Genomic DNA, 22,931 nt, shown 5'->3' with positions numbered 1-22,931 from the left:
ATGAATGCGGTTTATAATAGGATAAACGTTTATGCCATGCTCCATCAAACGCTCAAAGAGCATCTCGATTAAAAGTTTTAGCCCACTCGTTGGTTTATTGGTAATGAATGGGACACTTTAGCTGGAAGATAAATACTAAAAACACTACCTTCACCGTAAACTGATTGGACTCGGATCTCTCCTCCGACTTGACTGATTAAGCTTTGTGAAACAGACAACCCGAGCCCGGTTCCATCTCTCTTCGTCGTATAGAAAGGGTCGAACACTCGAGTTAAATGCTCAGGCTTAATGCCACATCCTTCATCTTTTACATGAATCACCGCACCAAAAGTATGATTAGATTCAATCCAATCTTCACTATGAATGGTTAATTGACCTTGTCCTTGCATAGCATGAATCGCATTCATTTGTAAGTTGACCAGAATTTGTAACAGGTGGTGACGGTTAACTTCGACTGAACACTGGGCCTGTAATTGAGTAATAAACACCACGTCTCGTTTTTTACTGCCCGCTTTTACTAAAGTTATGCTTTCTTCGATGATCGGATTCACATGCTGCCAAGTAATTTCATCTTGAACGCCTCCATGGCGGCTATATTGCAATAAACTACGAGTAATGTTACGAATACGATCCACTTGCAGTAAAATGGTGTCAATTTCTTCTTCAACCCGTTGTGCATCTGCACCTAACTCAAAGCGTATCAGTTCTGCATTGCCTAAAATAACCGCGGTAGGATTATTAATTTCATGGGCAATGCCGGCAGTTAGCTCACCAAGCGCGGCGAGTTTTTCATGTACAACTAACTGTGTTCGGGTTTGATTAAGTAATTGAATATGATGCTCAAGTTGCCGTGTTTTTTCGTGCAAGCTGACCGTCCTTGAGTGCACCTTTTCCTCGAGTTGATGGGCGGCATGTTGAATTTGCTCTTTGCGTTGCTGCAGTAAATCGAGCATGTTGTCAAACTGTTTAGCCAGTTGTGCTAGTTCATGCTTTTCATCTAATCCCAGTGAACCAATCCGCTGATTCTTTCCCATCTGCACTAATTTGACAACGCGATGAATTTGCTCAATCGGACGAAAAAGATCGCGCGCCCCACGGTAAACAAACAGTCCTGAAATCAGCAATACAATCAATGTGATACTCCCCATCTCTATCATGTTAGTGAGATAGGTTTGAATAAAAGGCCACAATAAATAGCCGGTATAAACCATACCGACCACTTGATGGTATTGATCATAGATAGGCTGATAAGCACTGATGTACCAAGCATCATAAACATAAGCCTTATCTACCCACTGTGTTCCTTGTTGCAGGACTTGCTCGACCACCTCAGCGGAAGCGTAAGTGCCGATTGCTCTGCCGACTTGTTTATTGCTATCTAACGGAACATTGGTACTCACGCGCAAATCATCAAGAAAAAGAGTTAATGTTCCCTCTGGGCTATACGACTGGTTGGGATAAATTAAATCACGAATTTGATCGACGAGCAGGGTACTATTGTTGAGTAATATGCCGCCATCTAAAAATCCTATCATTCTTTGTTGATCATTTTTTACCGGGATAACGGTACGACTGACTAATCCTCGTTGTTCTATTTCATGACCATTCAAGATAGGAATCTGAGCTCGGCTGACCAAATCAGGGTCTAATTGTTGCAGTTCAGTCTGGCTTAAAACATCAAAAAATGATGCCCTTCGAGTTAAGTCTAGATAGCGAAACTGCTGTGCTAAAGTGTGGATCGGCTCAAAATGTAGAAAATCTAACTGATACTGTTTTTTCTGCTGCTGTACCCACTGTGTAAAGTCCTCCTCATACGCCTTACCTTGCTTTATCTGATGTTGAAAATGATACGAATCAGCAAAAGCATGGATAGCGTCGGCTTGTCTTTTTTGTAATAGAGCGATGCTATTTTCGGCCACACCTAACCGTTCAGAAATATCCACCATGACACTTTGCCATGTGTAATGTAACGACCAATACAAGCTAATCGTGAGCAGTGCAACCAGCGTCAAGCCAATCGGTAATGAGGTAAGGATCAGTAAACGATAACGAACCATGGTTTTAAATCGGCGTTGCCATTTATGCCACCAAGCGTTTTCATGACATGAATTGTTCATCATGTTCCCATTCTTTAAATTTTCGTTCTAAAGTTTTACGCGCTACGCCTAAATCTCGAGCGGCTGCCGATTTATTGCCCTGATGCCGAGTAACAATTTGTTCAATGTGCGCCTTTTCTACCTGTTTTAAACTCCAGTGGTCTGGATATCCTTGTCCCCCTAAAGTGGCCGACGCTGAGGCGCTATTTGGCTCCCCACCGTGTGACATTGTCACTGAATCCGATACTGGCCGATTAATCGGCTCTTGCCAGTGGTGGGCCAAGGGTTGGCCCAGCAATAAGCTTCGTTCAATCAAGTTTTTTAACTCTCGGATATTACCAGGCCAATCGTAAGTATGTAGCGCCAATATATCCTCATGAGCCCATTTGGGAGGGCGAATTGCAAGCTCTGCACATAGTTTTTGAGTAAAGAAAGGTACTAATTCTTGTAGATCCTGCTTTCTCTCACGCAGTGGGCATACCTCAATTTTTAATACGTTGAGTCGATAATAAAGATCGGCTCGGAAACGGCCTTCTTCGACTTCTTGATATAAATTTCGGTTGGTTGCTGCCACCACTCTCACATCAATAGATAATTCCTTTTCTGACCCAACAGGACGAATCGCTCGTTGTTCTAATACACGCAATAATGCAGATTGCATATTGAAGGGCATTTCTCCTATTTCATCTAAAAAAAGAGTCCCACCATTGGCAACCCGAAATAATCCTTCCCGATGTTTTTTCGCGCCAGTAAATGCGCCCTGCGTATGCCCAAATAGCTCACTTTCTAATAATTCAGGAGCGATAGCCCCGCAATTAACCGGAACAAATGGCCCTTGTCGCTCGCTCGCTTCATGAATGCTACGGGCAACAAGTTCCTTCCCAGTGCCCGATTCACCTTCAATGAGTACGGAAGCTCTTGACGGTGCAAATTGGACAATGACCTGTTTGAGCTGTTCCGTTTGTTCTGATTGGCCTAAAATTTGTGTCGCGCAATGACGTTGAAAGTCTCGTTGTAACGCATATTGCATCCGCTGATTGAGCCGCTTGTCCATGCATCGCTCGACAGCTTGTAACATTTGCTCAAGATTAAAAGGTTTAAGAATAAAGTCGGCGGCTCCTAACTTTAACGCGCTAATAGCGGTTTCTAAGTCGGCATACCCCGTCATAAAGATTACGTCTGGTTTTTGATCCGAATCGATAAAAATCGCTTCCCACTCAATGCCCGATCGTCCCGGTAGGTTAATATCCAAAATAATCAAATCATAATGAGTTGCACTACGTAATTGCTCCGCTTCGTCAATACATCCAGCGCAGTCAACTTTCGAAAACCATTTGCTTAATGCTTTTTGTAAAATCGACTGCATCCCCACTTCATCATCGACCACTAATACGGAAAATGCTTGGTAATGCTGTATCGACTTATTGCAACTAAAGTAAGACATATTGCTCTCTATTCATCTCATATAGACATAATGACCCAATGAACGTCACACTCGGTGGCGTTAAGTTGAGACATTTTGTCTTAGCTTAGGTAAGTTGTCACGATTTCACGACTCTATTCGTGGTTATTCTTTATTTTTGCATGAAAATTGTCGTAAATATCTTGGCATTGAGTTTGCTATTCATATCGCAATCCTTTCTTTTGCATCATAACGGACAAATACAATGATAAAAATATTCGTGCAGCTTATGCTCAGCCTGGTAATGTTAACGAGTGGTTATGCGTTAAGTGCTGATGCCCCCCTGCGTATTCGACTAGCGACCACAACCAGTACCTATCACTCCGGTTTATTGGATTACCTTCTGCCAGAATTTAAAAAAGATTCAGGTTACACCGTTGATGTGATCGCTACAGGAACCGGAAAAGCATTAAAAATGGGTGAACATGGTGATGTTGATCTGGTCATGACACATGCTCCAGCAGCGGAAGCTCTGTTTGTTAAACAAGGCTATGGTGTGTTACCTCGTAAATTGATGTACAACGATTTTATCCTTGTGGGCCCGAAAGCAGATCCCGCCCAAGTTTCAGATCAGCCAAACGTACAACAAGCTTTTGCTCATATTGCTGCAAGTTCGATCCCGTTTATTTCTCGCGGTGATGATTCTGGAACCCATAAGAAAGAATTAATCATTTGGGCAAAGAGCCAAGTAAAAACCGATTTTCCAGGTTACCGCTCAGTAGGACAAGGCATGGGGCCAACATTAAATATAGCTTCAGAAATGCAGGCCTATACCTTAACCGATCGTGGCACTTGGTTGGCTTATCAAAGTAAGCTGGACTTAGCGATGCTGTATGAAGGCGATTCACTACTTTTTAACCCATACCAAGTTATTCTCGTTAATCCTGAACGTTATCCAAGCATCAACTATCAAGGGGCAAAAACGTTCAGTGATTGGTTAGTGAATGCAAAAGCTCAAACGTTAATCAATAACTTTACACTCAATGGTCAGGCACTCTTTGTTGCTAATGCAGATAAGTAATAATTGATGAATCTTTGGCAAACAACTTTAGAAGCTCTCGCTTTATTGATCAGCTTTGATGCTGAGTTATGGGGGATTGTTGCGGTCTCCTTTAGTGTTTCTTTAGCTGCCGTGATTCTAGTATTACTGCCGGCTGTCCTGCTGGCCTTTCTCTTGGCTTACAGCCATTTTCGAGGAAAGTGGCTGCTGTTATCCTTGATCAATACATTACAGGCGGTTCCAACCGTCGTGATTGGCCTGCTACTTTATATGCTACTCTCTCGATCAGGTCCGCTTGGTGATTGGCAGCTGTTATTTACACAAAAATCCATGATTCTCGGACAAATGCTGATCTGTTTTCCTATTTTAGTTTCCATGATGCATGGTGCACTACAATCGAGTGATCGTCGCTCGGTTGAAACCGCCATGACATTAGGGGCTTCAGTCCCACGTATTGCGATGACCATGGTTTGGGAAACTCGTTTCCCGCTTTGTGCCGCAATCATCGCTGGCTTTTCGAGGATTGTGACCGAGGTCGGTTGTTCGATGATGGTCGGAGGCAACATTATGGGCTTAACGCGCAACATTCCTACGGCTATCGCCATGGAGAGTCAAAAAGGCGCATTTGCTCAAGGCGTCGCACTCGGTATCGTCCTACTTTGTTTAGCATTGATACTAAACTTCTTGCTCTCAAGCATGCGGGGCAAAGGGTATCTACGTACCTAATTTAAAACGATAGAAAGGATATCCTATGTCGATAAAACTTACTGCGAGTCAGTTGTCTATGCGTTTTAATGAGCGAGGCTTATTTCATATCTCACAGCTAGCGCTTGGCCCTCATGATGCGATCTACCTTAAAGGTGATAATGGAGTTGGCAAAACGACATTGCTAAAAATCCTTGCTGGCTTATTAACGCCTACAACCGGTATTGTCTCTCAACATCAAGTATGGTGGCGGCGCTTATTACGCAGCCGGGCTCATAAAAACATCGTGTACTTACACCAAACGCCTTATTTATTTGATGATACTGTCTATCGTAACGTCGCTTATGGGATTCGTTTTTCTTCTTTACCGGCCAAAGACAAACGCAATAAAGTGATTACCGCTTTGCGTATGGTTGGCTTAGAAACATTAGCACACGAGCACATCTCGGTCTTATCCGGTGGAGAAAAACAGCGGGTTGCCATGGCAAGAGCTTGGATATTAAGCCCTTCTATTTTATTAATGGATGAACCAAGCGCTTCATTAGATGAAGAATCTATCGATAGATTAGTTATAATGGCGAAAGATTTATTAAACCGTGGATCCAGTTTGGTGATCACCAGTCATCAAACCAATGCATTAACGGCGTTATGTCACAAACAGTGGTGGATCAAAAACCACCAACTTGTTGAATCGCCTTTATTGCATGTTATTCCAGAATCATCAGAGACCATTTATGTTACTTCCATCTCAAACTAGTTGGGTTATTTTAGCTGGCGGACAAGCAAGCCGTATGGGGGGGAAAGACAAAGGATTAATAAAGCTTAATGGCAAACCCCTGATTGAACATATCCTTGAACGATTAACACCCCAAGCGAAACATGTGTTGATCAACGCCAACCGCAATCAGTTAGATTACGAAAAATATGCCCCAGTTGTGAGCGACCGAGTTGAACACTATCCAGGGCCACTGGGTGGTATTCACGCCGGGTTAACCTACGCAAAAACCGACTGGGTTGGCTTTATTCCGTGTGATAGTCCACTCTTATGTGAAGATTTTGTCACCCGTTTTTGCAATGCCGTAACCACAGAGAGTGAAATCTTAGTGGCTCATGACGGTCAGCACCAACAACCGGTTTTTACCCTGTTTCATCGCCGCGTGTTACCCAGATTAGAAGCGTTTTTAACACGTGGTGATCGTAAAATCATATTGCTCTACGAGGAATGTCATACCGAATATGTCGATTTTAGTGATCGCCCATCGTGTTTTTTCAATTTAAATACTCCCCAAGAACTGGCCCAATTTGGAGCATTACAATCATGAATATTCAGCGTCCATCCCTCCCCTTGCTGGGTTTTGCCGCTTATTCAGGAACAGGTAAAACTACATTACTTGAAGCCTTATTGCCTAAATTAACTCAAGCCGGGCTACGTATTGGGATATTAAAACATGCTCATCATGATTTTGATGTCGACATTCCTGGCAAAGATAGTTATCGACTCCGTAAAGCAGGAGCCTCACAAATGTTGGTGGCCTCTCGTTATCGATACGCATTGATGACGGAAACACCAGAAGCAGAAACTGAGTTTAATGCGTTACTACAACGTTTTGATAGTCAGCAATTGGATTTAATTTTAGTCGAAGGTTGTAAAAATATTGCGTTCCCTAAAATTGAGTTACACCGAGCAGAAGTCGGTAAACCTTGGTTATACTTAAATGATCCCAACATTATTGCGATTGCAGCAGACGAGCCTATCGAAACCGCCCTTCCTTACATGTCCATCAATGATTTAGAGGCAATTGGACAATTTATTTTAAACTACGTAAAAAGCCATTCTGCTCCGCCTGCAACAAGCGCCAGTTGCGATACGCTTTCTCCCGCTTTTCTTTCGGTTACGCAAGGGGTTGAGAAAATTCTTGCTGCGGTAACCCCAATTCATGGTCAAGAAAAACTGGCTATCTGTAATGCTTATGGACGGATACTTGCCCACCCGATTATCTCTCCAATTTCAGTTCCGGCATATCGCAATTCAGCGATGGACGGGTACGCCATTCGTAGTGATGATCTCGGCCGTTCGCATTACAAGCTTGTCGGAGAAATTTTAGCCGGTCATCCGTCTTCACAATCACTGGCGATGGGGGAATGCATGAAAATCATGACGGGTGCTCCGATGCCAAATCAAGCTGACACCGTGATCATGCGAGAGCAAGCCGTTGAAACTCATCAATCCGTCTCTTTTAAAATGGATGCAGTGAAAGCAGGACAAAATGTTCGCCAAGCCGGTGAAGATCTTGCTCAAGGCCAAACCGTTTTTTATGCTGGGCAACGAATCCACTCAGCAGAAATGGGCATGCTTGCTTCGCTGGGTATGAGCGATGTTGCTGCTATAAGACGTCTAAAGGTTGCTATATTTTCCACCGGCGATGAAGTTCAAGCCCCTGGCACCCCACCATCCGAGCATACCCTTTACGATTCCAATCGCTTTTCCTTGAGCGGGTTGCTCTTCCAACTGGGCTGTGAAGTGATTGATCTCGGTATTATCGAAGATAATGAAGATAAAATGATCGCCACATTACAACAAGCCACCCAACAAGCGGATGTGATCCTAACCTCTGGTGGTGTATCCGTGGGTGATGCTGACTTTATAAAATCAGCTCTCGAAAAACTCGGGCGAGTCGACTTTTGGCGCATCAACATGCGTCCCGGCCGCCCTTTAGCCTTTGGGCGTATTGGACAGTGCCCTTTCTTTGGTTTGCCCGGTAATCCTGTGGCTGTGATGGTTTCATTTATCAACTTTGTTGAACCCGCCCTACGCAAGATGCAAGGTGAGATCGGCTGGCAACCATTAAAAGTTCGCGCTATTGCTAGTGAAGAGTTGCGATCACGTCAAGGACGGACTGAATTTAGCCGTGGTATTTACTCGACAAATGCCTCTGGACAACTTGTCGTGAGAAGCACAGGAAAGCAAGGTTCTGGAATTTTACACTCGATGAGCCAAGCCAACTGTTTAATTGAGATTGACCCCGCCGTCGATAAGATGAGTGTCGGTGAAAGCGTGACAATCATCCCACTTCAAGGCAGAATTTAGCCCATTAATAAGAGTAAATAGAGAACCCCATGGCTCGTACCATTATTTACAGCTACAAAGATGAACAGAAAACATTAACATTTTCCTATGAAAAACATCGCAATATTCATGAAGCGGTTGCTGAAGCAGAAGGGATTGATCTTTCCGAGTATTTGAAGATGGAATTGCAGCTCGAAGCCGTCTCAGATACTAAAGCTGTGCGTAATTACCGTGATAACTATTTTAAAAAGTTAGGCTTTGGATTGATCACCTTGCAAGCGAAAGAAAACCATGGTGTCGGCAAAAAACCAAAGGCTTAAACAAACCTCGCACAGTCGTTAATATAAAGGCTTACTTCTTAGTAAGCCTTTTTGACTTTATTCAAATTACTTAATATTTAAGAAAGCAGCGCCACGAACACCGCCAGAGTCGCCGTGCTTGGCTTTAATGATTTTTGGACATTTAGCGACAGACAAGAGATGCTTAGGAATGCGTTTCGGCATTTCTTGATAGATCAAATCAAAGTTAGACAAACCGCCGCCCAAAACCACAACATGCGGATCGGTAGCAGTAAACAAATTTGCTAAGCAGATCGCTAACAGCTCCATAAAACGCTCAACATGCTCAACCGCTTTAGCTTCTCCTTGCTGGTAAGCGGTAATAATATCAATCGCCGCTTTCTTTTCCGCAAAATAGTGTTGATAAATCAGCTCAAAACCACGGCCAGACAAATAATTATCAAGACAACCTTTGTTACCACAACCACAGCTTAATAAAGGCGCTTTTTCACTACCTAAATGGAACCAAGCATCAATCGGCAGACGCATATGGCCCATTTCACCGGCAACATGGTTACGGCCAGAGAAAATTTTTCCATCATAAACTAAACCACCACCAAAACCGGTGCCCAGAATCAGCCCCATCACCGAAGGTGCCTTTTTCAGATCTTCATCCCATGCTTCTGATAATGCAAAACAGTTTGCATCGTTTTCAATTTTTACACTCCGCCCGACTTTGGCTTCAAGATCGGCGCGCAAAGGCTTGCCTTTTGCAGCCGGAACATTGACGGTTAAAACCGTGCCATCATCGGCATCTTCCATACCAGGTAGACCAAGACCAATGGTGCCTTCAACACCAAATTGAGCATCATATTTTGCAATTAACCCAGCAAGGGTATCGACTAATAGAGCATAATCTTCTGTTGGTGTCGGTACTCGTTCGGTTGCCACACGTTGTAAATTTTTATCAAAGGCACCAAACTCAATTTTTGTACCACCGACATCAAAGCCATAATACATGCTTATCTCTCCTTAAAAATACCCGACCTTGGGTCAAATTATCAAAAAACAAAACCGCAATATTATCCATATTGCTGATTAACTTGTCCGTGACCAATGCCCCGAGTTTATGCTGTTCACGGCAAAGTTTATACATGAAAACATCATGATAGATTAATATTTAGACTCACCTCGCTTTATTAAACCGTTTGTTGATAAGCTTGCCATCTTTGTAGTGCAGGTTTATCGAGCATTGGCTTAAGTCGCGATTTACCGAGCAAATAACTTTCTTTAAAGGCTTCAAACCAAATATGCAATGCTTCTGCTCCTTTTTCTTCACCACACAGCGATAACACTAAACTTGCAACTTCTGCGGTCGCCAAATATTGCTCATCGCTGGCTTTTCTCATCAAATAACTCGACAGTTGTTCTGGTTCAATAGATAAAATCGGGAGTGAGGCAAGATAAGTTGAACGGCGAAAAATTCGTTTGGCTTCACGCCAACTACCATCAATAAAAATTAATAATAGTTTTTGGTTTCCCTTTAATTGAGGTATCGCACCCAGTTGACGCTCTCGATCTTGCTCGGTTTGCGCTGGAAAAACCAGGATCGGGAGAAAATGAGGATCAGAGAGTAGTGATAACATTTGTGGATCAGGTTCGGTACGATGCCACTGATAAACATAAGTTTCTTTTACTGTATCGGCAATTAATCGCCCAGTATTACTGGGTTTAAAGACTTCATTTTCAGAAACTAACAACATGACCGCAACGTGGGTCTCAATATCTGGCTGAAATTCGCATAAGCAGTGTGCTTGTGGTACATGGCAAAATGAACAGCGCGCTATTTTTGAGCCGCGGGCTAAAAAAGGTTTAGTTGATCGCTGCAGGCGATCCTGATACAAACGGTGAAAAGCGTGAATTCTCATAACTATCACGGAAAATGAAATGAGCGATAATTTTACCGCTCAGCTCTCTAGCTGGCTACTCTTTTAAAAAGTTGTTTTACTGAATAGGAGGTTCAACGCCAATGCAAGCAGAAACATGGCGCTTGGTTATTTTTTTATTTGTACTTATCGCTTGTGCAGTATGGGAAAAATTGCTACCACGCAAAAAACGCACTCAAGCAATATGGCTACGTTGGATTAATAATTTAGGGCTGGTCGGGTTAAATAGCCTATTAGTGACTATATTGATGCCCGTTGTTGCTTTCTCTGCGGCTCAATGGGCACAAGAGCAACAATTCGGGTTGATGTATTGGCTTACAGTCCCTTCTTGGCTAGCCTTATTGCTTTGTTTAGTCATACTTGATGCCATCATTTATGCTCAGCACGTTTTGTTTCATTACATCCCCAGCTTGTGGCGTTTACATCGTATGCATCATGCCGATCAAGATATCGATGTCACCACCGGGGCTCGGTTTCATCCGATTGAAATTATTCTTTCAGTCGGCATAAAAATTATCGCCGTAGTAATATTAGGCGCATCGCCTCTTACTGTTCTTTTATTTGAAATCATCCTTAATGCGAGCGCGATGTTCAATCACAGCAATGCTAAGTTAGGATTAACCCTTGATAAGTGGCTGCGTAAAGTTGTGGTGACTCCTGATATGCACCGCGTGCATCACTCCATTGTTCCTGTCGAAACTCATGCCAATTTTGGTTTTTGTTTATCTATATGGGATCAATGGTTTGCAACTTATCGCGCTCAACCTGAACGCGGGCATGACAAGATGATAATCGGTCTACCAGACTTTCAAAACCCTAGAGAACAATGGCTAGATAAAATGCTAACTCAGCCTTTTCGTCGTCATTAAAAGAAGAAATGCCGCAGGATGAGAAAAATGAAGAAACGTCACTACTTAAGCTTATTAGCTTTGTTTATGGTCATTGGCTGTTCGACCACACCCAAGCGTAGCGCAAGTCATCAACAGTGGCTACAGCCGCCACAATGGCCAGAGAGTTCACTATTTTTGGTCTATCAACAATGGCAAGGCGTTCCTTACCGCCTCGGTGGTTCTAATAAAACTGGAATCGACTGTTCAGCGTTTGTCCAGATCGCATATCAAGACGCTTGGCAACAATCACTCCCGAGAACCACACGCTTACAGAGCCAACAAGGTCAAGCTATTGAGTATCATCACGCTCAGTATGGCGATTTAGTTTTTTTCAAAACATCACATACCACTCGCCATGTTGGGATCTATTTAGGCAATAAATCGTTTATGCATGCATCAACGTCACAGGGTGTAGTGATATCGAGAATTGATAACCCTTATTGGGCATCAAAACTATGGCAATTCCGACGAATAGCAAATCCGCCGTGGTCAACAATAAGTGAATCAACTGAGGCGAGGAGATAAAACGATTGAGGTTTAGTCATATTTACTGACGGCAGAGTCAAATAGATTTTTGACCAAAGCAATATATTCATCTAAAAATAGGATCTGATCATTGGTGGCAGGCTTTGACCAAACGCCAGCCAGTACTTCGCCTAAATCATCGACCACCAGATCCGCTTCTTTCAGTAATTGAAAGCGGACACTTGAATGCAGTTCAGGGTTTTGCTCAAATATCGCCATAATGTTACTAGCAACCATATCAGTGATGACATCTTCGACACTTTCTTTCCCCGTGTAACCATCACGAGTAAATATGTCCATGTTCATCGATAAATGTTCAATTAGAGCTGAATAACCATCGGTGTCTACAACCACTTTTTTTCTCCGCTTTACCACTTACTGCCAGAATCCATGTTCCCTTGAGTAATACTAAGCCATGAACGACCTTTTTCACAGATTTATGCTATAGAATATTTGACGACGAGCCATTTCTTCAACAAAAAAGATCGCCTCTCATCATAATAAGCGACTTTGATGAACGAGTAGCGCGACTCTCTATAAGAAATATCATTATTACACCTCAATCTCAGTGTACAAGGAAAAGTGTATTTAAGACCCGCTGAGAAACTTGATAACTATCACATTTATATATTTTAGCGCTGCCAAAATGATAATCTGGCTAAATTATGTGCGTTAAAATTGAACATCTTTAACGCCATCACCTACACTAGGTGTACATTAATAGGGATGGGAAGATCGCTATGTGGCAGGCTATTGCACAACAACTTTCAGAGACCTTATCAATCCACTATCGTATTGTTGAAAAAGAAAAATTACCAGGCGGTGAACTTCACGACTGCTATGTTATTTCTAATGGTATAGAACGCTACTTTGTTAAGATAAACCAACGTGATTTTATCCACCACTATGAACTGGAAGCACAAAATCTAAAGCTTTTAGCTGAAAGTGACTCGATTACAGTTCCCGTACCTAGGTTAGTCGGGACAACGAAAAATCATGCTTTTATTATCCTCAATTATTTGCCGACGAAGCCGCTCGATAACCCAGAGCAGAGTTACTTATTTGGGCAACAGTTAGCGAAACTGCACCAATGGGGAGAACAAAAGGAGTATGGGTTTGATGTGGAAAATCATCTAGGTACATTAATACAGCCTAACCCTTGGCATAAAAAATGGGCGCTATTTTTTGCTGAACAGCGTATAGGCTGGCAACTCCAATTGCTCAAGGAAAAAGGCATTGATCTGGTGGACATTGATCAGTTCGTTGGGCTCATTAAATACAAGATCGGTGCTCACACACCGAAACCATCTTTACTTCATGGTGCCTTATGGACGACGAATGTCGCACAATCGGTAACAGGGCCGATCAGTTATGACCCGGCTTGCTATTGGGGAGACAGAGAGTGCGATCTTGCCGCAACAGAGCTATTTGGTGGTTTCCAGCCAGAATTTTACCTCGGTTATGAAAGTATTTATCCGCTTGATGCTCACTATGCAGAACGCAAAAACATCTATAATCTTTACCTACTTCTGAGCTACTGCAATCATTTTGGTGGCAAGTATTTAGCTCAAGCCGATCACTTGATCAAAAACTTACTCGCTGACTAGTCTCTGTTGACCAATAAAAGTAAAGCGCTCGATGGATAGAGGCGCACATTGACTTGATTTAGACTTGATTTATTTTTTGAGCTTTACCGCAGTACCAAAAGCAAGCACTTCTGAAGAGCCATCAGTAATAGCACTGGTGGTTAAACGTACTGCGACAACAGCATCAGCGCCCAATAACCTTGCTTCTGTTAATAGCCGCTCGATAGCCATATTTCGAGCGTCCGTCAACATTTCAGTGTAACCTTTCAGTTCGCCCCCCACCAAACCTTTTAAGTTTGCCATAATATCTCGACCAACATGTTTAGACTGAACAACATTACCCATGACAACGCCTAAAATATCAGTAATTTCCTGACCAGGTACTGTTTCTGTCGTCGTATATATCATCACTATAATCTCTCCATTATTGAGGTCAATATCCCCACTCTCGTTGAAGCGCAAGCAGTATGGGCTGCATTCGTTGATTCCAATCAGATCATCAGTGAATGCTCATTGCGACTTGCTCACCGTCGACCTGTAGCGCCAAGGCGTTGGGGGATGTCAAATTTCACGTGTTTCTTCAAAATTTATACTTAATTTTCAACTTTAAGCAACTTAACAGCTTAATATTACTATATCTCCCACAGAAGTAAGGAAAAGAGAGATGAAACCATTTACCGAAAGAACGGCACTTTGTCCTCATTGTGGTCACGCTATTCGCATCACTTTGGATGCGAGTAATGGTAGCCAAGAATTCTATGATGACTGTCCTGCTTGCTGTCATGCGATACATTTAAATATGACCGTTAATGAGCTAAAAGATAGCGTAGAACTAACTATTGATGCCGATGATGAACAAATATTTTAACCTCCCTGCCAAAAACAAAAATCGTGGTTAAGCGGTATTCTCTTAATCACGATTTAACTAAGTGATTCGTCGAGCGGGGCAAAGCAGCTCACTTATTTGCAAGACTGGGACATCAGTACTCGTTCAACAGTATCAACAATAGCTTGTGTTTGCGGATCAAATTCAACGTTAATTTTATCCCCGACTTGACGCCGTCCAAATAATGTTCGTTGTAAGGTTTCTGGAATAAGATGAACATTAAAACGATTCCCTTCTACCTGACCAATCGTCAATGAACATCCATCAAGACCAATATACCCTTTGGTCAGGATATATTTCATTGCAGTGCTAGGTAACTCGAACCAAAGTGTCTTATTATTTTTAGACTCAATCACGTCGACTAGTGTAGCCATCTCACTGATATGACCAGACATTGAGTGGCCACCGATTTCATCGCCAAATTTTGCGGCTCGCTCAACGTTCACTTCATCCCCAACCTGAAGGGTTCCTAAATTGGTGACCGCTAACGTTTCTTGCATTAGATCAAACGAAGCACACCGATCCGCGATATGAGTAACCGTCAAGCAACAACCATTATGAGCAACAGATGCGCCAATGGTTAACCCCTCAGTAAGCGCTTGAGGCAACGCTATAGTATGGGTTTGAAATTGTGTTTTCCTTTCAATCGAGACAATTTTAGCGGTTCCTTGTACAATACCTGTAAACATTTCATTATTCCGATAGATTTTCGTGGTGCTTAGTGTGACATTTCTTTATCATTCTCTCTAGGTCTGTTGACCCTAGTACTACATAATATCATGGCATTTTCCTAAGCTACATAACCAAACTCTGAGCCTTTTCTTTGGCTCAGCTAGTCTTCTTTGCGGAGAACACAGTGCAACGTTATAAAAAAGAAGCGTCGACCTTAATTAAATTAGCGACGCCGGTATTAATCGCCTCTATTGCGCAAACCGGAATGGGGTTTGTCGACACGGTCATGGCGGGCGGAGTTAGCGCAACGGATATGGCGGCAGTCTCTATTGCGGCAAGCATCTGGCTCCCCTCTATCTTATTTGGTATCGGCTTACTGATGGCGCTGGTTCCTGTTGTTGCACAGTTAAATGGTTCCGGCCGACAAGAGCGTATCTCGTTTGAAATCCAACAAGGCATTAGCTTAGCATTATGGATATCTATCCCGATCATTCTTGTGCTATTCCAAACCAAAACCATTTTGGGCTTAATGGATGTTGAGGCCTTAATGGCTGAAAAAACCATTGGCTATATGTACGCGGTGATGTTTGCTGTACCCGCTTTTCTTCTTTTCCAAACCTTACGCAGCTTCACCGATGGAATGTCTCTGACCAAACCGGCAATGGTGATAGGCTTCTTAGGCTTACTTTTCAATATCCCATTAAACTGGATTTTTGTTTACGGTAAATTTGGTGCGCCAGCACTGGGTGGTGTCGGCTGTGGGGTTGCAACCACGATCGTGTACTGGTTGATGTTTATCATGCTGCTATTTTATGTGGTAACTTCTCATCGGTTAGCTCGTATTCGACTCTTTGCCACCTTCCATCGTCCCCAGTGGCAAGCACAATGCCGCTTATTTAAACTTGGATTCCCAGTCGCGGCTGCGCTATTTTTTGAAGTGACACTATTTGCTGCTGTGGCCTTGTTAGTCGCACCTCTCGGCCCATTGGTCGTGGCTGCCCATCAAGTCGCTCTCAGTTTCTCTTCACTGGTTTTTGTCTTACCCATGAGTATTGGTTCAGCCGTTTCTATTCGTGTTGGACATACTCTTGGTGAAGAAAATTTATCCGGTGCCGCGATTGCATCAAATGTCGGGTTGCTCGTTGGGGTAATTGCCTCTTTATTTACTGCAACGTTCACCATTTTATTTAGGGAAGAAATTGCGTTACTTTATACCCATAACCCTGAAGTTATCATGATGGCGATGCACTTGCTCATTCTAGCGGGAGTATACCAATGTGTAGATGCCATTCAGGTTGTTGCCGCAGGAGCACTACGTGGCTATAAAGATATGGCTGCGATTTTCAACCGGACGTTTATTGCTTACTGGGTTTTAGGCCTACCAACAGGATACCTGTTCGCGATGACAGATTGGATTGTTGAACCGATGGGAGCCAGTGGTTTTTGGATCGGTTTCATTGTGGGGTTAAGTTCAGCGGCAATAATGCTTGGGCTCCGTTTGTATTGGATACAACACCAAGATGATGACGTCCAAATGTATTATGCGACCAAATAATAGCGATACTCTTTTACTTGAAGCCGCGATAAACGCGGCTTCTAACTTCTTCTAGCGAAACGTTAATGTCTCTGCATAAGCACAAGACTCTTTAACTCGCATAAATCGCGCAAAACGAGGTTTGCCAGAATCCGTTAGACCATTAAAGCGATAAGTGATCACACAACCAATTTCAGGAGGTTGTTGGCGCAAAAAGTCAGTTAGCCCACTCCCTAAAGCAAATTCAATACCCGCATCATTACGCACCAACAGGGAGCCGACCATATTATGATATTTACCTTTCCCCATTTTATAGCCAATCACTTGAGCTTCACTATCCTGATGTTTTTTCAGTTTGAGTAAGTCATTATTTCGTCCTGCGCTATAGGTTGAAGAGAACTTTCTTAACATAATCCCTTCTGCATCTAACAAGAAAAGTCGATCAAGCTCATTAAGAAGCGCTTCTTCTGAGATAATCGGCTCATGTTTTACATATTGGATATGTGTTTGATTAATGGCTGAGGTCAATGAGCGTAAATGTTGATAACGAGTTTGGTAATCGCCGGAAAAAGTCGGTAAGTCAAATAACATAAAGGTTATCTGTTGCCAAGCTTCATCGGTTGGGTGGTGATCGAGTACCGTTTGTTGAACAAGAGAAAACCGCCCCCTACCGGCCCAAAGTTCGCCTTCAACAGGATAATGAGGTAATACCGCCGTAAACCATGCAGGGGCATAAATCAGTTTCCCTGTGCGAGTCGTTAGTTGCTTTCCATCCCATATTGCTCGAATACCATCCAATTTTTCACTTTGCCAATACTGTTCTAACGCAATTCCTTCACGATATTCATTCGCTTTAAGAATGGGCATGGGTTCTTCTTGAGCTGGTGCGGCCTGTATCGGATTCGCTATCAACAATGAGAGCGTAATGAGTGAGAGTTTTAAGTGCATTTTTCTTTCCTCTTCTGACTGTATGTCTGATGATGCATAAAGAAAAGTATGTGATTGCACTACCACTATCTGGGGTTTTATTTTACGCTACGAGCGCTCTCACATTAGATAAAACTTTCTTACTTCGCGAAAACTGAGTAACTGTGTGACGGCTCACGCTCTTGTATCTTCCCCACAGCCCCTTGTTCCATCAATTGTAAATATGCGTTTTCTGCCTGACTCCCACAAAAACAGAGTGAAAGACAATAAACCACTCATGGCTTTTACTGATCGATAGAATAGGCAAAGAAAGGCGCACCCTCAATGGAGTGCGCCTTCTTGATTAGGATGTTTGCCGAGCGTTGATTGCCCTAAGCTGAGTCAGGTAATCAACCCAACCTTGACTTTCTCTAGAAGGACTTAAATGATGGGCTTTTTTCGCTTGGGCTAATGCATCATCGAGTTGATTTAGCTTATATAAAGCTCGAGCTCTAGCTAAAGCAACCTCTGGCTGGCGTTGGCGATCTGTCACGTGATCTAATGAAGCGAGCGCTTGTTTATATTCACCTTTTTGGCTCTGGAGCAATGCAACATTCCAGTAATATTGTCGATCTTTCTTCGCGGCGATTGACCACGATTCTATGGCTTTATCCCACTCTTTTGCTCTTTGCCAATAAGTTGCACACTCAGTCACAAGTTCAAGATCACTATTAGTCGCCAATAACTGTTCTAACAGCTGTGCAGCTCGTATGGGTATACCATTTTGAGCATACAGTTGAGCCAGTAATCTTAGCTCTTGAGGACTAAGTTCTACGCCTTGCAATTTAGCCAGACTTAAACTACTTAAAGCTTCTTTTTGCCGTCCGGTACGAAGTTCCAGACTGACAAGCTGTAGCCACCAACTGCTTTTACTCGGCTCTAAAGTAATTAATCGTTTTAATGTGTCAATGGCGGCAGACCAATATTCTAACTGTAACTGAGCCCCTAATGTAATCGATAATGGCGTCACTTGATCGGGTAACTGAAAATGCTGATAATGCGCCATTGCCTCTAAGGTTTTTTTCCATTGCTGTAGCTGATAATGAACCTGACCAATTCTCAACCATAATTCATGCGCTTTTTGATCTTTAGGTACCTGTTTAGTTAATTGATAATAATGCGGTAGTGCCGGTTGATATTGGTGATCCATTAATAACAAATCCGCTAGCATGCGTCTTGTTGTCCACTCTTGTTCCTCTTGCAATTCCCCACTATTCACCGCATCACTAAGTGACTCAATCGCGGGTTGTAACTGTTCATTTTGCCAGTAGAACACCCCAAGCATTCGGGTTAAATAAGCCTTATCATATGCTCGTGTCAGTTGCGTTTCTTCTAATACACGAATGGCATCAATAAAGCGCTCTTCTTGAGCAAACTGGTTTGCTTGTAAGGCTTTGTTGGCAGCATAAGGGCTCAGCTCCGCAGCCGATGATGAAGCCGCTCCCATTAAGAGTAGATAAATGATTAATCGTCTGATCATTTGGCTAACTTAAACTCCAGTTTTACTGTTTGACCTGGCTGGGTTACGGCCGTGCCATCTAACAGTTTGGGTTGATATTTCCAACTACGTAATGCCTGCATCGCCTCACGCTCAAACATTCGTCTTGGATTGGCATCGACCACTTGAATTTCCGTCGGTCTACCGGTTTCATCGATGGTAAAGCGTAAAACGACATAACCTTCAATATTACGCTTCAGAGCTCGAGCAGGATAATTTGGCTCAACACGATACAAAGGTAATGCCTGTTGGTTGGCACCAAAGTCACCAAAAGTGGGCGTATTAATCGCGATACCATTAATCGCCGTATCTAATCCGAGTGATGGGACACTAGTTGGTGTTACGGTATTGGCTACCGTACTTTGCGGTTTTGTAACTGGTGCTTTCGGTGGCGGCTCAGGCATTTGAGGTTGCTCTGGAATCGCTCGCTGACGACGTTGAACATCTTGTTCTTGCTCAACCATCACCATATTAAAGCTCAACGACTGGCTTTGTTGTGGTGAACGCAATCCATCGTTGTTGACCATCCAAGCCATAAAGGTAAACAAACTGGCAGCAATCACTGCTGCAAAAGGCATCGCCAGAACTAAACGCATCATCCGCGTTTCTCCGCCGCTAACGCAATGTTTTTTACACCAGCACCTTTTGCCGCATCCATCACTTTCACCACGGTACCATTATAGGCATGCTCATCGGCCTGAATGACCAGTGAGGCTTCTGGCTGCTCAAGCAGTAAATGCTCTAATGTTGCTTGGACTCTTTCAGCGTCGATTTGCCTTTTATCAATATAAATATCATTAGCCGAAGTGATCGCAACAAAAATACCCGCATCTTTTTGCGCAGCAACATTTGCTGCTGATGGACGATTAACTTCAACCCCTGATTCTCGAACAAAAGAGCTAGTGACAATAAAGAAGATTAACATGATAAACACAATATCTAACATTGAGGTCAAATCGATTTGTGCTTCTTCTTGATTCGATGAACGTCGCCCCAGTCTCATCACTGACTCCTTAAGGATTTTTCAAGTTTTAACTCACACAAACGGCAGGTTTTCGCCAACCGGGCATAGATAAACATCCCAGCTAAAGCGGCGACCATGCCCGCCATGGTGGGCAATGTTGCTAATGAGATACCAGAGGCCATTAATTTAGGATTACTACTGCCCTGAGTAGCCATTACATCAAAAACAGAAATCATGCCTGTTACCGTACCTAATAATCCAAGCATGGGGCAAATAGCCACCAACACTTTGATCATACTTAAATATTGAGTGAGTTGAATGTGCGCTTGTCCTATCCATCCTGAACGAATAGCGTGCGCATACCATGAATGCTGATCGCTGCGCTCATGCCATTGCGCGATCCATTGCTTACGCTGTTGAGGAAAGATAAAGGCCAAATAAATAATACGCTCGATAACCAACAACCAGCACATTGCCACAACCGCCGCTAACCACCAAAGTACAGCCCCCCCCTGAGCCATAAACTCAGAAAGAGGTAGGAAAAAGCTTGGTAAGGAAAATAATCCATCAGCTTGATTCATATGAACTCCTTACGCAGCATGACTGATGACTTTTTTGGCATCGTTATTCATACTTTCACGTTCGGCTTGCTCAGCAACTAAGCCAATTCCTTGTTTTTCTAAAATGATACGAATATTTTCGGCCTGCGAACTCAAAATATTGTGCGCCAGCAATAGAGGCATTGCAGCCACTAGACCTAACACGGTGGTCACCAGTGCCATTGATATTCCCCCTGCCATCACTTTAGGATCACCATTACCAAATTGGGTGATGACCTGAAAAGTTTCTATCATCCCGGTTACCGTCCCGAGTAACCCTAACATAGGAGCTAATGCGGCCAACAGCTTGAGCATAGAAAGGCCTTTTTCTAACCCGGCTTGCTCATCCACCACAGCTTCCAATAAACGCAGTTCTAACGCTTCGACACTACGGGTTTGCTCTTTGTCATACACCGAAAGCACCCGACCCAACGGATTATTGCCTATATGATGAGGCGTCTTGAGTTGCTGCTGAATTTTTTGTCGTGCTACCGCAAGCGTCACACCTCGGTAGATCGCAATGATCAATCCAACACCTAACAAGAACAAAATGATTTTACCAATCACACCGCCAGCTTCGAACCGTTGCTGTAAGGTAGGAGCAAGCGCAAGCTGCTCCAATAATAAGCCGCGAGACGGATCCAGTAGGACGTTTGCCATTCCCCCTTGCACGAGCGTTTGTAGCGAGGCATAACTCGGCCCATTATCGGGTTGCTGCTGATACGCAACCGCATCTTGACGCTGATTATGCCAACTCACATAGCCTTGCTCGGTCACAAGACCTAACGCTCCTAAACGAATCGCATTCACTTGCTGTTGATGACCTTCCCTATCAATAAACGCGATCGATGCTTGGCTCACTTCACCACTAGCGATGATCTGTTCATTCATTGCCTGCCATAATCCCACTAATTGCTTCATGGAAGGGAGTGATTGAGCGGCCACAATGGCTTTTACAATTGGAGCATAGTGCTGGCGATCAACCCCTGTCACGGAAGCCATTTGTATAGCTTGTAATTCTTTAGCATTTTGACGAACGACACCGAAAATCTCTCCTAAACTTCCGGTTTCAAGACGCAGCTTTTCTTCCAAACGGGCCAGACTGTTTTCATTTTTGCTAAAACGCGTTGATAATGTATCCACTTCATTTTGTAAGCGATCTCGCTGTGCAAGGAGTGCATTTTTTTGCTCTCTTAATGACTGTTCCGTTTTTAAAAAACCAGCTTCACGTTGGGTGTCTTGCATACCTTGCACCCGATTTTCGGTCTGCGCTTTTTCAAGTAAAACCGTATCAGCGTAAATAGGAGAAATGAACGCACTAGTCAGTGCTAAAACAGTAATATAACGGATAAGTTTCATTGAGTTGCCTCCGCCACCGTCAGTGAAACTGGTAAGTTGAGTAATGTTGGAGCAATTTGCTGATAGGCCAACTGATAAGCGGTATCAATATCACCTTTGATACCTGAAGGTAATGGTTGCCAGTGCTTACTGTGTTGATCCCAAGACCAATAACGAGTGCCATTCAAATTACGAGCAACTAAAGAAACACGGCCTAAATAGAGAATATCTGCCTCAATCCGATCCTGATCGCTGAGATCAATCGTGCCTTGATAAACACCAAGTTTTGAACCGTAATCCATTTCAATCTGGTAGGCTTCTAAAATACGGCGATATTTCTCTGCATCACTCACATCGGCACGAGACATAAGTAACTGTAAGCGAGCTAAGCGCTCTTGACGGGCAGCAAGACGAATCGGTTTATCTTCCGTGATGATTTTTTCTAATCCATCAATCATTCGATACATCAATGGCACAATTCCTTGGCGAGTTTGATGTATTTCTGTCATCTGCTCTTCCAGATTACTCATTTCCACTTCTTGGCTAACTACCAAAGCGGATAAGTGATCTCGATAAATAGTGAGGTTGTTTACTTCTTCATTTAACCGTTCAATCTCAGCTTGGAGCGCTAATGTTTCAGCCGAGCTTTTATCAATTTTTTTCTGGCTAACGGCTGAGTGGTTATTGGTCCGGTTTTGTATCGCTTTCGCATCATCCAGTGTACTCGCATAAGAAGGCAGCACGGACACCGCTGAAAGCAGTATTAGGCTGGATTTTATCAAATTCATCATCATCATCTGTTACCAAGAAAGAATGCTGATATGTTATTGATAAAAGCTCTCATTATCAACTGTATTTTAGCGGGTTTGCTGTTTTTAGGTAATAGGTTAAGATCGACTATCGACTATCGACTATCGAC

The 22,931-nt window shown here is 43.2% G+C and carries 25 protein-coding genes; 11 read left to right on the top strand and 14 right to left on the bottom strand.

Annotated features, from left to right (window positions below; translation table 11 throughout):
* Window positions 1-77: 77 nt before the first annotated feature.
* Both CAG57_RS05835 and CAG57_RS05830 read right to left on the bottom strand, forming a co-directional pair.
* Window positions 78-2,117: a sensor histidine kinase gene (locus CAG57_RS05835; RefSeq protein WP_161427344.1), complete on the bottom strand. Its 2,040-nt coding sequence runs from the start codon at window positions 2,115-2,117 to the stop codon at window positions 78-80.
* On the bottom strand, window positions 2,098-3,540 hold the full coding sequence (locus CAG57_RS05830) for a sigma-54-dependent transcriptional regulator (RefSeq protein ID WP_161427343.1): 1,443 nt from the start codon (window positions 3,538-3,540) through the stop codon (window positions 2,098-2,100). Before CAG57_RS05830 ends, CAG57_RS05835 begins: the two co-directional genes overlap by 20 nt.
* A 223-nt stretch (window positions 3,541-3,763) precedes the next feature.
* Here CAG57_RS05830 and CAG57_RS05825 point away from each other — a divergent pair, with 223 nt between their 5' ends.
* From CAG57_RS05825 to CAG57_RS05800, 6 genes are read left to right on the top strand one after another with little or no spacing between them, the layout of a single operon-like run.
* On the top strand, window positions 3,764-4,579 hold the full coding sequence (locus CAG57_RS05825) for a substrate-binding domain-containing protein (protein WP_161427342.1): 816 nt from the start codon (window positions 3,764-3,766) through the stop codon (window positions 4,577-4,579).
* Window positions 4,580-4,585: 6 nt separating this feature from the next.
* Window positions 4,586-5,284 carry an ABC transporter permease gene (locus CAG57_RS05820; protein ID WP_099612450.1) on the top strand — a complete coding sequence of 233 codons (699 nt, stop codon included), beginning with the start codon at window positions 4,586-4,588 and terminating at the stop codon, window positions 5,282-5,284.
* Window positions 5,285-5,309: 25 nt separating this feature from the next.
* Window positions 5,310-6,020 carry an energy-coupling factor ABC transporter ATP-binding protein gene (locus CAG57_RS05815; protein ID WP_099612451.1) on the top strand — a complete coding sequence of 237 codons (711 nt, stop codon included), beginning with the start codon at window positions 5,310-5,312 and terminating at the stop codon, window positions 6,018-6,020.
* Entirely contained in the window at window positions 5,998-6,585 is a 588-nt protein-coding gene (mobA, locus tag CAG57_RS05810) for a molybdenum cofactor guanylyltransferase MobA (protein WP_099612452.1), read from the top strand. The genes CAG57_RS05815 and mobA overlap by 23 nt, the downstream gene beginning before the upstream one ends.
* Window positions 6,582-8,351 (top strand): bifunctional molybdopterin-guanine dinucleotide biosynthesis adaptor protein MobB/molybdopterin molybdotransferase MoeA, encoded by a 1,770-nt coding sequence (locus CAG57_RS05805; RefSeq protein ID WP_161427341.1) that lies wholly within the window; start codon window positions 6,582-6,584, stop codon window positions 8,349-8,351. The genes mobA and CAG57_RS05805 overlap by 4 nt, the downstream gene beginning before the upstream one ends.
* A 29-nt stretch (window positions 8,352-8,380) precedes the next feature.
* Window positions 8,381-8,650, top strand: a complete 270-nt coding sequence (locus tag CAG57_RS05800) for a DUF2960 family protein (RefSeq protein ID WP_078927034.1) — start codon at window positions 8,381-8,383, stop codon at window positions 8,648-8,650.
* Between the two features lie 66 nt (window positions 8,651-8,716).
* Here CAG57_RS05800 and nagK read toward each other — a convergent pair whose 3' ends face one another.
* Both nagK and CAG57_RS05790 read right to left on the bottom strand, forming a co-directional pair.
* Window positions 8,717-9,628: an N-acetylglucosamine kinase gene (gene nagK, locus CAG57_RS05795; RefSeq protein ID WP_161430575.1), complete on the bottom strand. Its 912-nt coding sequence runs from the start codon at window positions 9,626-9,628 to the stop codon at window positions 8,717-8,719.
* A gap of 179 nt (window positions 9,629-9,807) precedes the next feature.
* On the bottom strand, window positions 9,808-10,536 hold the full coding sequence (locus tag CAG57_RS05790) for a tRNA-uridine aminocarboxypropyltransferase (protein WP_161433951.1): 729 nt from the start codon (window positions 10,534-10,536) through the stop codon (window positions 9,808-9,810).
* A gap of 101 nt (window positions 10,537-10,637) precedes the next feature.
* On the opposite strand from CAG57_RS05790, the gene CAG57_RS05785 reads away from it, so the two are divergent.
* Together CAG57_RS05785 and CAG57_RS05780 are read left to right on the top strand one after the other, a co-directional pair.
* On the top strand, window positions 10,638-11,423 hold the full coding sequence (locus CAG57_RS05785) for a sterol desaturase family protein (RefSeq protein WP_099612456.1): 786 nt from the start codon (window positions 10,638-10,640) through the stop codon (window positions 11,421-11,423).
* A gap of 27 nt (window positions 11,424-11,450) precedes the next feature.
* A complete protein-coding gene (locus tag CAG57_RS05780; protein ID WP_161426927.1) occupies window positions 11,451-11,969 on the top strand; it encodes a C40 family peptidase in 519 nt (172 codons plus the stop codon).
* Window positions 11,970-11,981: 12 nt separating this feature from the next.
* Here the strand turns inward: CAG57_RS05780 and CAG57_RS05775 are convergent, their stop codons facing one another.
* Window positions 11,982-12,323, bottom strand: coding sequence for a DUF3802 family protein (locus CAG57_RS05775; protein ID WP_099612457.1), 342 nt, complete (start codon window positions 12,321-12,323; stop codon window positions 11,982-11,984).
* 386 nt (window positions 12,324-12,709) lie between these two features.
* Here CAG57_RS05775 and CAG57_RS05770 point away from each other — a divergent pair, with 386 nt between their 5' ends.
* Window positions 12,710-13,576, top strand: a complete 867-nt coding sequence (locus tag CAG57_RS05770; protein ID WP_099612458.1) for a fructosamine kinase family protein — start codon at window positions 12,710-12,712, stop codon at window positions 13,574-13,576.
* Window positions 13,577-13,645: 69 nt separating this feature from the next.
* Here the strand turns inward: CAG57_RS05770 and CAG57_RS05765 are convergent, their stop codons facing one another.
* Entirely contained in the window at window positions 13,646-13,963 is a 318-nt protein-coding gene (locus tag CAG57_RS05765; protein WP_099612459.1) for a heavy metal-binding domain-containing protein, read from the bottom strand.
* A 256-nt stretch (window positions 13,964-14,219) separates the two neighbouring features.
* Here CAG57_RS05765 and CAG57_RS05760 point away from each other — a divergent pair, with 256 nt between their 5' ends.
* Window positions 14,220-14,423 carry a CPXCG motif-containing cysteine-rich protein gene (locus CAG57_RS05760; RefSeq protein WP_099612460.1) on the top strand — a complete coding sequence of 68 codons (204 nt, stop codon included), beginning with the start codon at window positions 14,220-14,222 and terminating at the stop codon, window positions 14,421-14,423.
* A 92-nt stretch (window positions 14,424-14,515) separates the two neighbouring features.
* On the opposite strand, the gene CAG57_RS05755 is transcribed toward CAG57_RS05760, so the two are convergent.
* Window positions 14,516-15,130 (bottom strand): riboflavin synthase subunit alpha, encoded by a 615-nt coding sequence (locus tag CAG57_RS05755; protein WP_161428258.1) that lies wholly within the window; start codon window positions 15,128-15,130, stop codon window positions 14,516-14,518.
* Between the two features lie 167 nt (window positions 15,131-15,297).
* Between CAG57_RS05755 and CAG57_RS05750 the strand changes: the two genes are divergently transcribed.
* The gene (locus CAG57_RS05750) at window positions 15,298-16,668 is read left to right on the top strand and encodes an MATE family efflux transporter (protein ID WP_161428259.1); all 1,371 of its coding nucleotides are present in this window, start codon (window positions 15,298-15,300) and stop codon (window positions 16,666-16,668) included.
* A 51-nt stretch (window positions 16,669-16,719) separates the two neighbouring features.
* On the opposite strand, the gene CAG57_RS05745 is transcribed toward CAG57_RS05750, so the two are convergent.
* The 7 genes from CAG57_RS05745 to CAG57_RS05715 all read right to left on the bottom strand — a co-directional run bounded on the left by CAG57_RS05745 (window position 16,720) and on the right by CAG57_RS05715 (window position 22,800).
* Complete coding sequence (locus CAG57_RS05745; protein ID WP_161428260.1) at window positions 16,720-17,595, bottom strand: DNA ligase; 876 nt, start codon at window positions 17,593-17,595, stop codon at window positions 16,720-16,722.
* Between the two features lie 322 nt (window positions 17,596-17,917).
* Window positions 17,918-19,093, bottom strand: a complete 1,176-nt coding sequence (locus CAG57_RS05740; RefSeq protein ID WP_161428261.1) for a tetratricopeptide repeat protein — start codon at window positions 19,091-19,093, stop codon at window positions 17,918-17,920.
* Window positions 19,090-19,710 carry an energy transducer TonB gene (locus CAG57_RS05735; RefSeq protein WP_161428262.1) on the bottom strand — a complete coding sequence of 207 codons (621 nt, stop codon included), beginning with the start codon at window positions 19,708-19,710 and terminating at the stop codon, window positions 19,090-19,092. Before CAG57_RS05735 ends, CAG57_RS05740 begins: the two co-directional genes overlap by 4 nt.
* Window positions 19,707-20,114 carry an ExbD/TolR family protein gene (locus CAG57_RS05730; RefSeq protein ID WP_099612465.1) on the bottom strand — a complete coding sequence of 136 codons (408 nt, stop codon included), beginning with the start codon at window positions 20,112-20,114 and terminating at the stop codon, window positions 19,707-19,709. Before CAG57_RS05730 ends, CAG57_RS05735 begins: the two co-directional genes overlap by 4 nt.
* The gene (locus tag CAG57_RS05725) at window positions 20,114-20,656 is read right to left on the bottom strand and encodes a MotA/TolQ/ExbB proton channel family protein (RefSeq protein WP_161426867.1); all 543 of its coding nucleotides are present in this window, start codon (window positions 20,654-20,656) and stop codon (window positions 20,114-20,116) included. Before CAG57_RS05725 ends, CAG57_RS05730 begins: the two co-directional genes overlap by 1 nt.
* A 9-nt stretch (window positions 20,657-20,665) precedes the next feature.
* On the bottom strand, window positions 20,666-22,033 hold the full coding sequence (locus CAG57_RS05720; RefSeq protein ID WP_161426868.1) for a MotA/TolQ/ExbB proton channel family protein: 1,368 nt from the start codon (window positions 22,031-22,033) through the stop codon (window positions 20,666-20,668).
* Window positions 22,030-22,800 carry a DUF3450 domain-containing protein gene (locus CAG57_RS05715; protein WP_202597775.1) on the bottom strand — a complete coding sequence of 257 codons (771 nt, stop codon included), beginning with the start codon at window positions 22,798-22,800 and terminating at the stop codon, window positions 22,030-22,032. The genes CAG57_RS05720 and CAG57_RS05715 overlap by 4 nt, the downstream gene beginning before the upstream one ends.
* Window positions 22,801-22,931: the final 131 nt, after the last annotated feature.

The sequence above is a fragment of the Vibrio sp. V30_P3S12P165 genome (genome assembly GCF_009904905.1).
Classification (GTDB): Bacteria; Pseudomonadota; Gammaproteobacteria; order Enterobacterales; family Vibrionaceae; genus Vibrio; species Vibrio fujianensis.
Note: the sequence above shows the minus strand (reverse complement) of the source record. Positions and strands in the feature narration are given on the sequence as shown.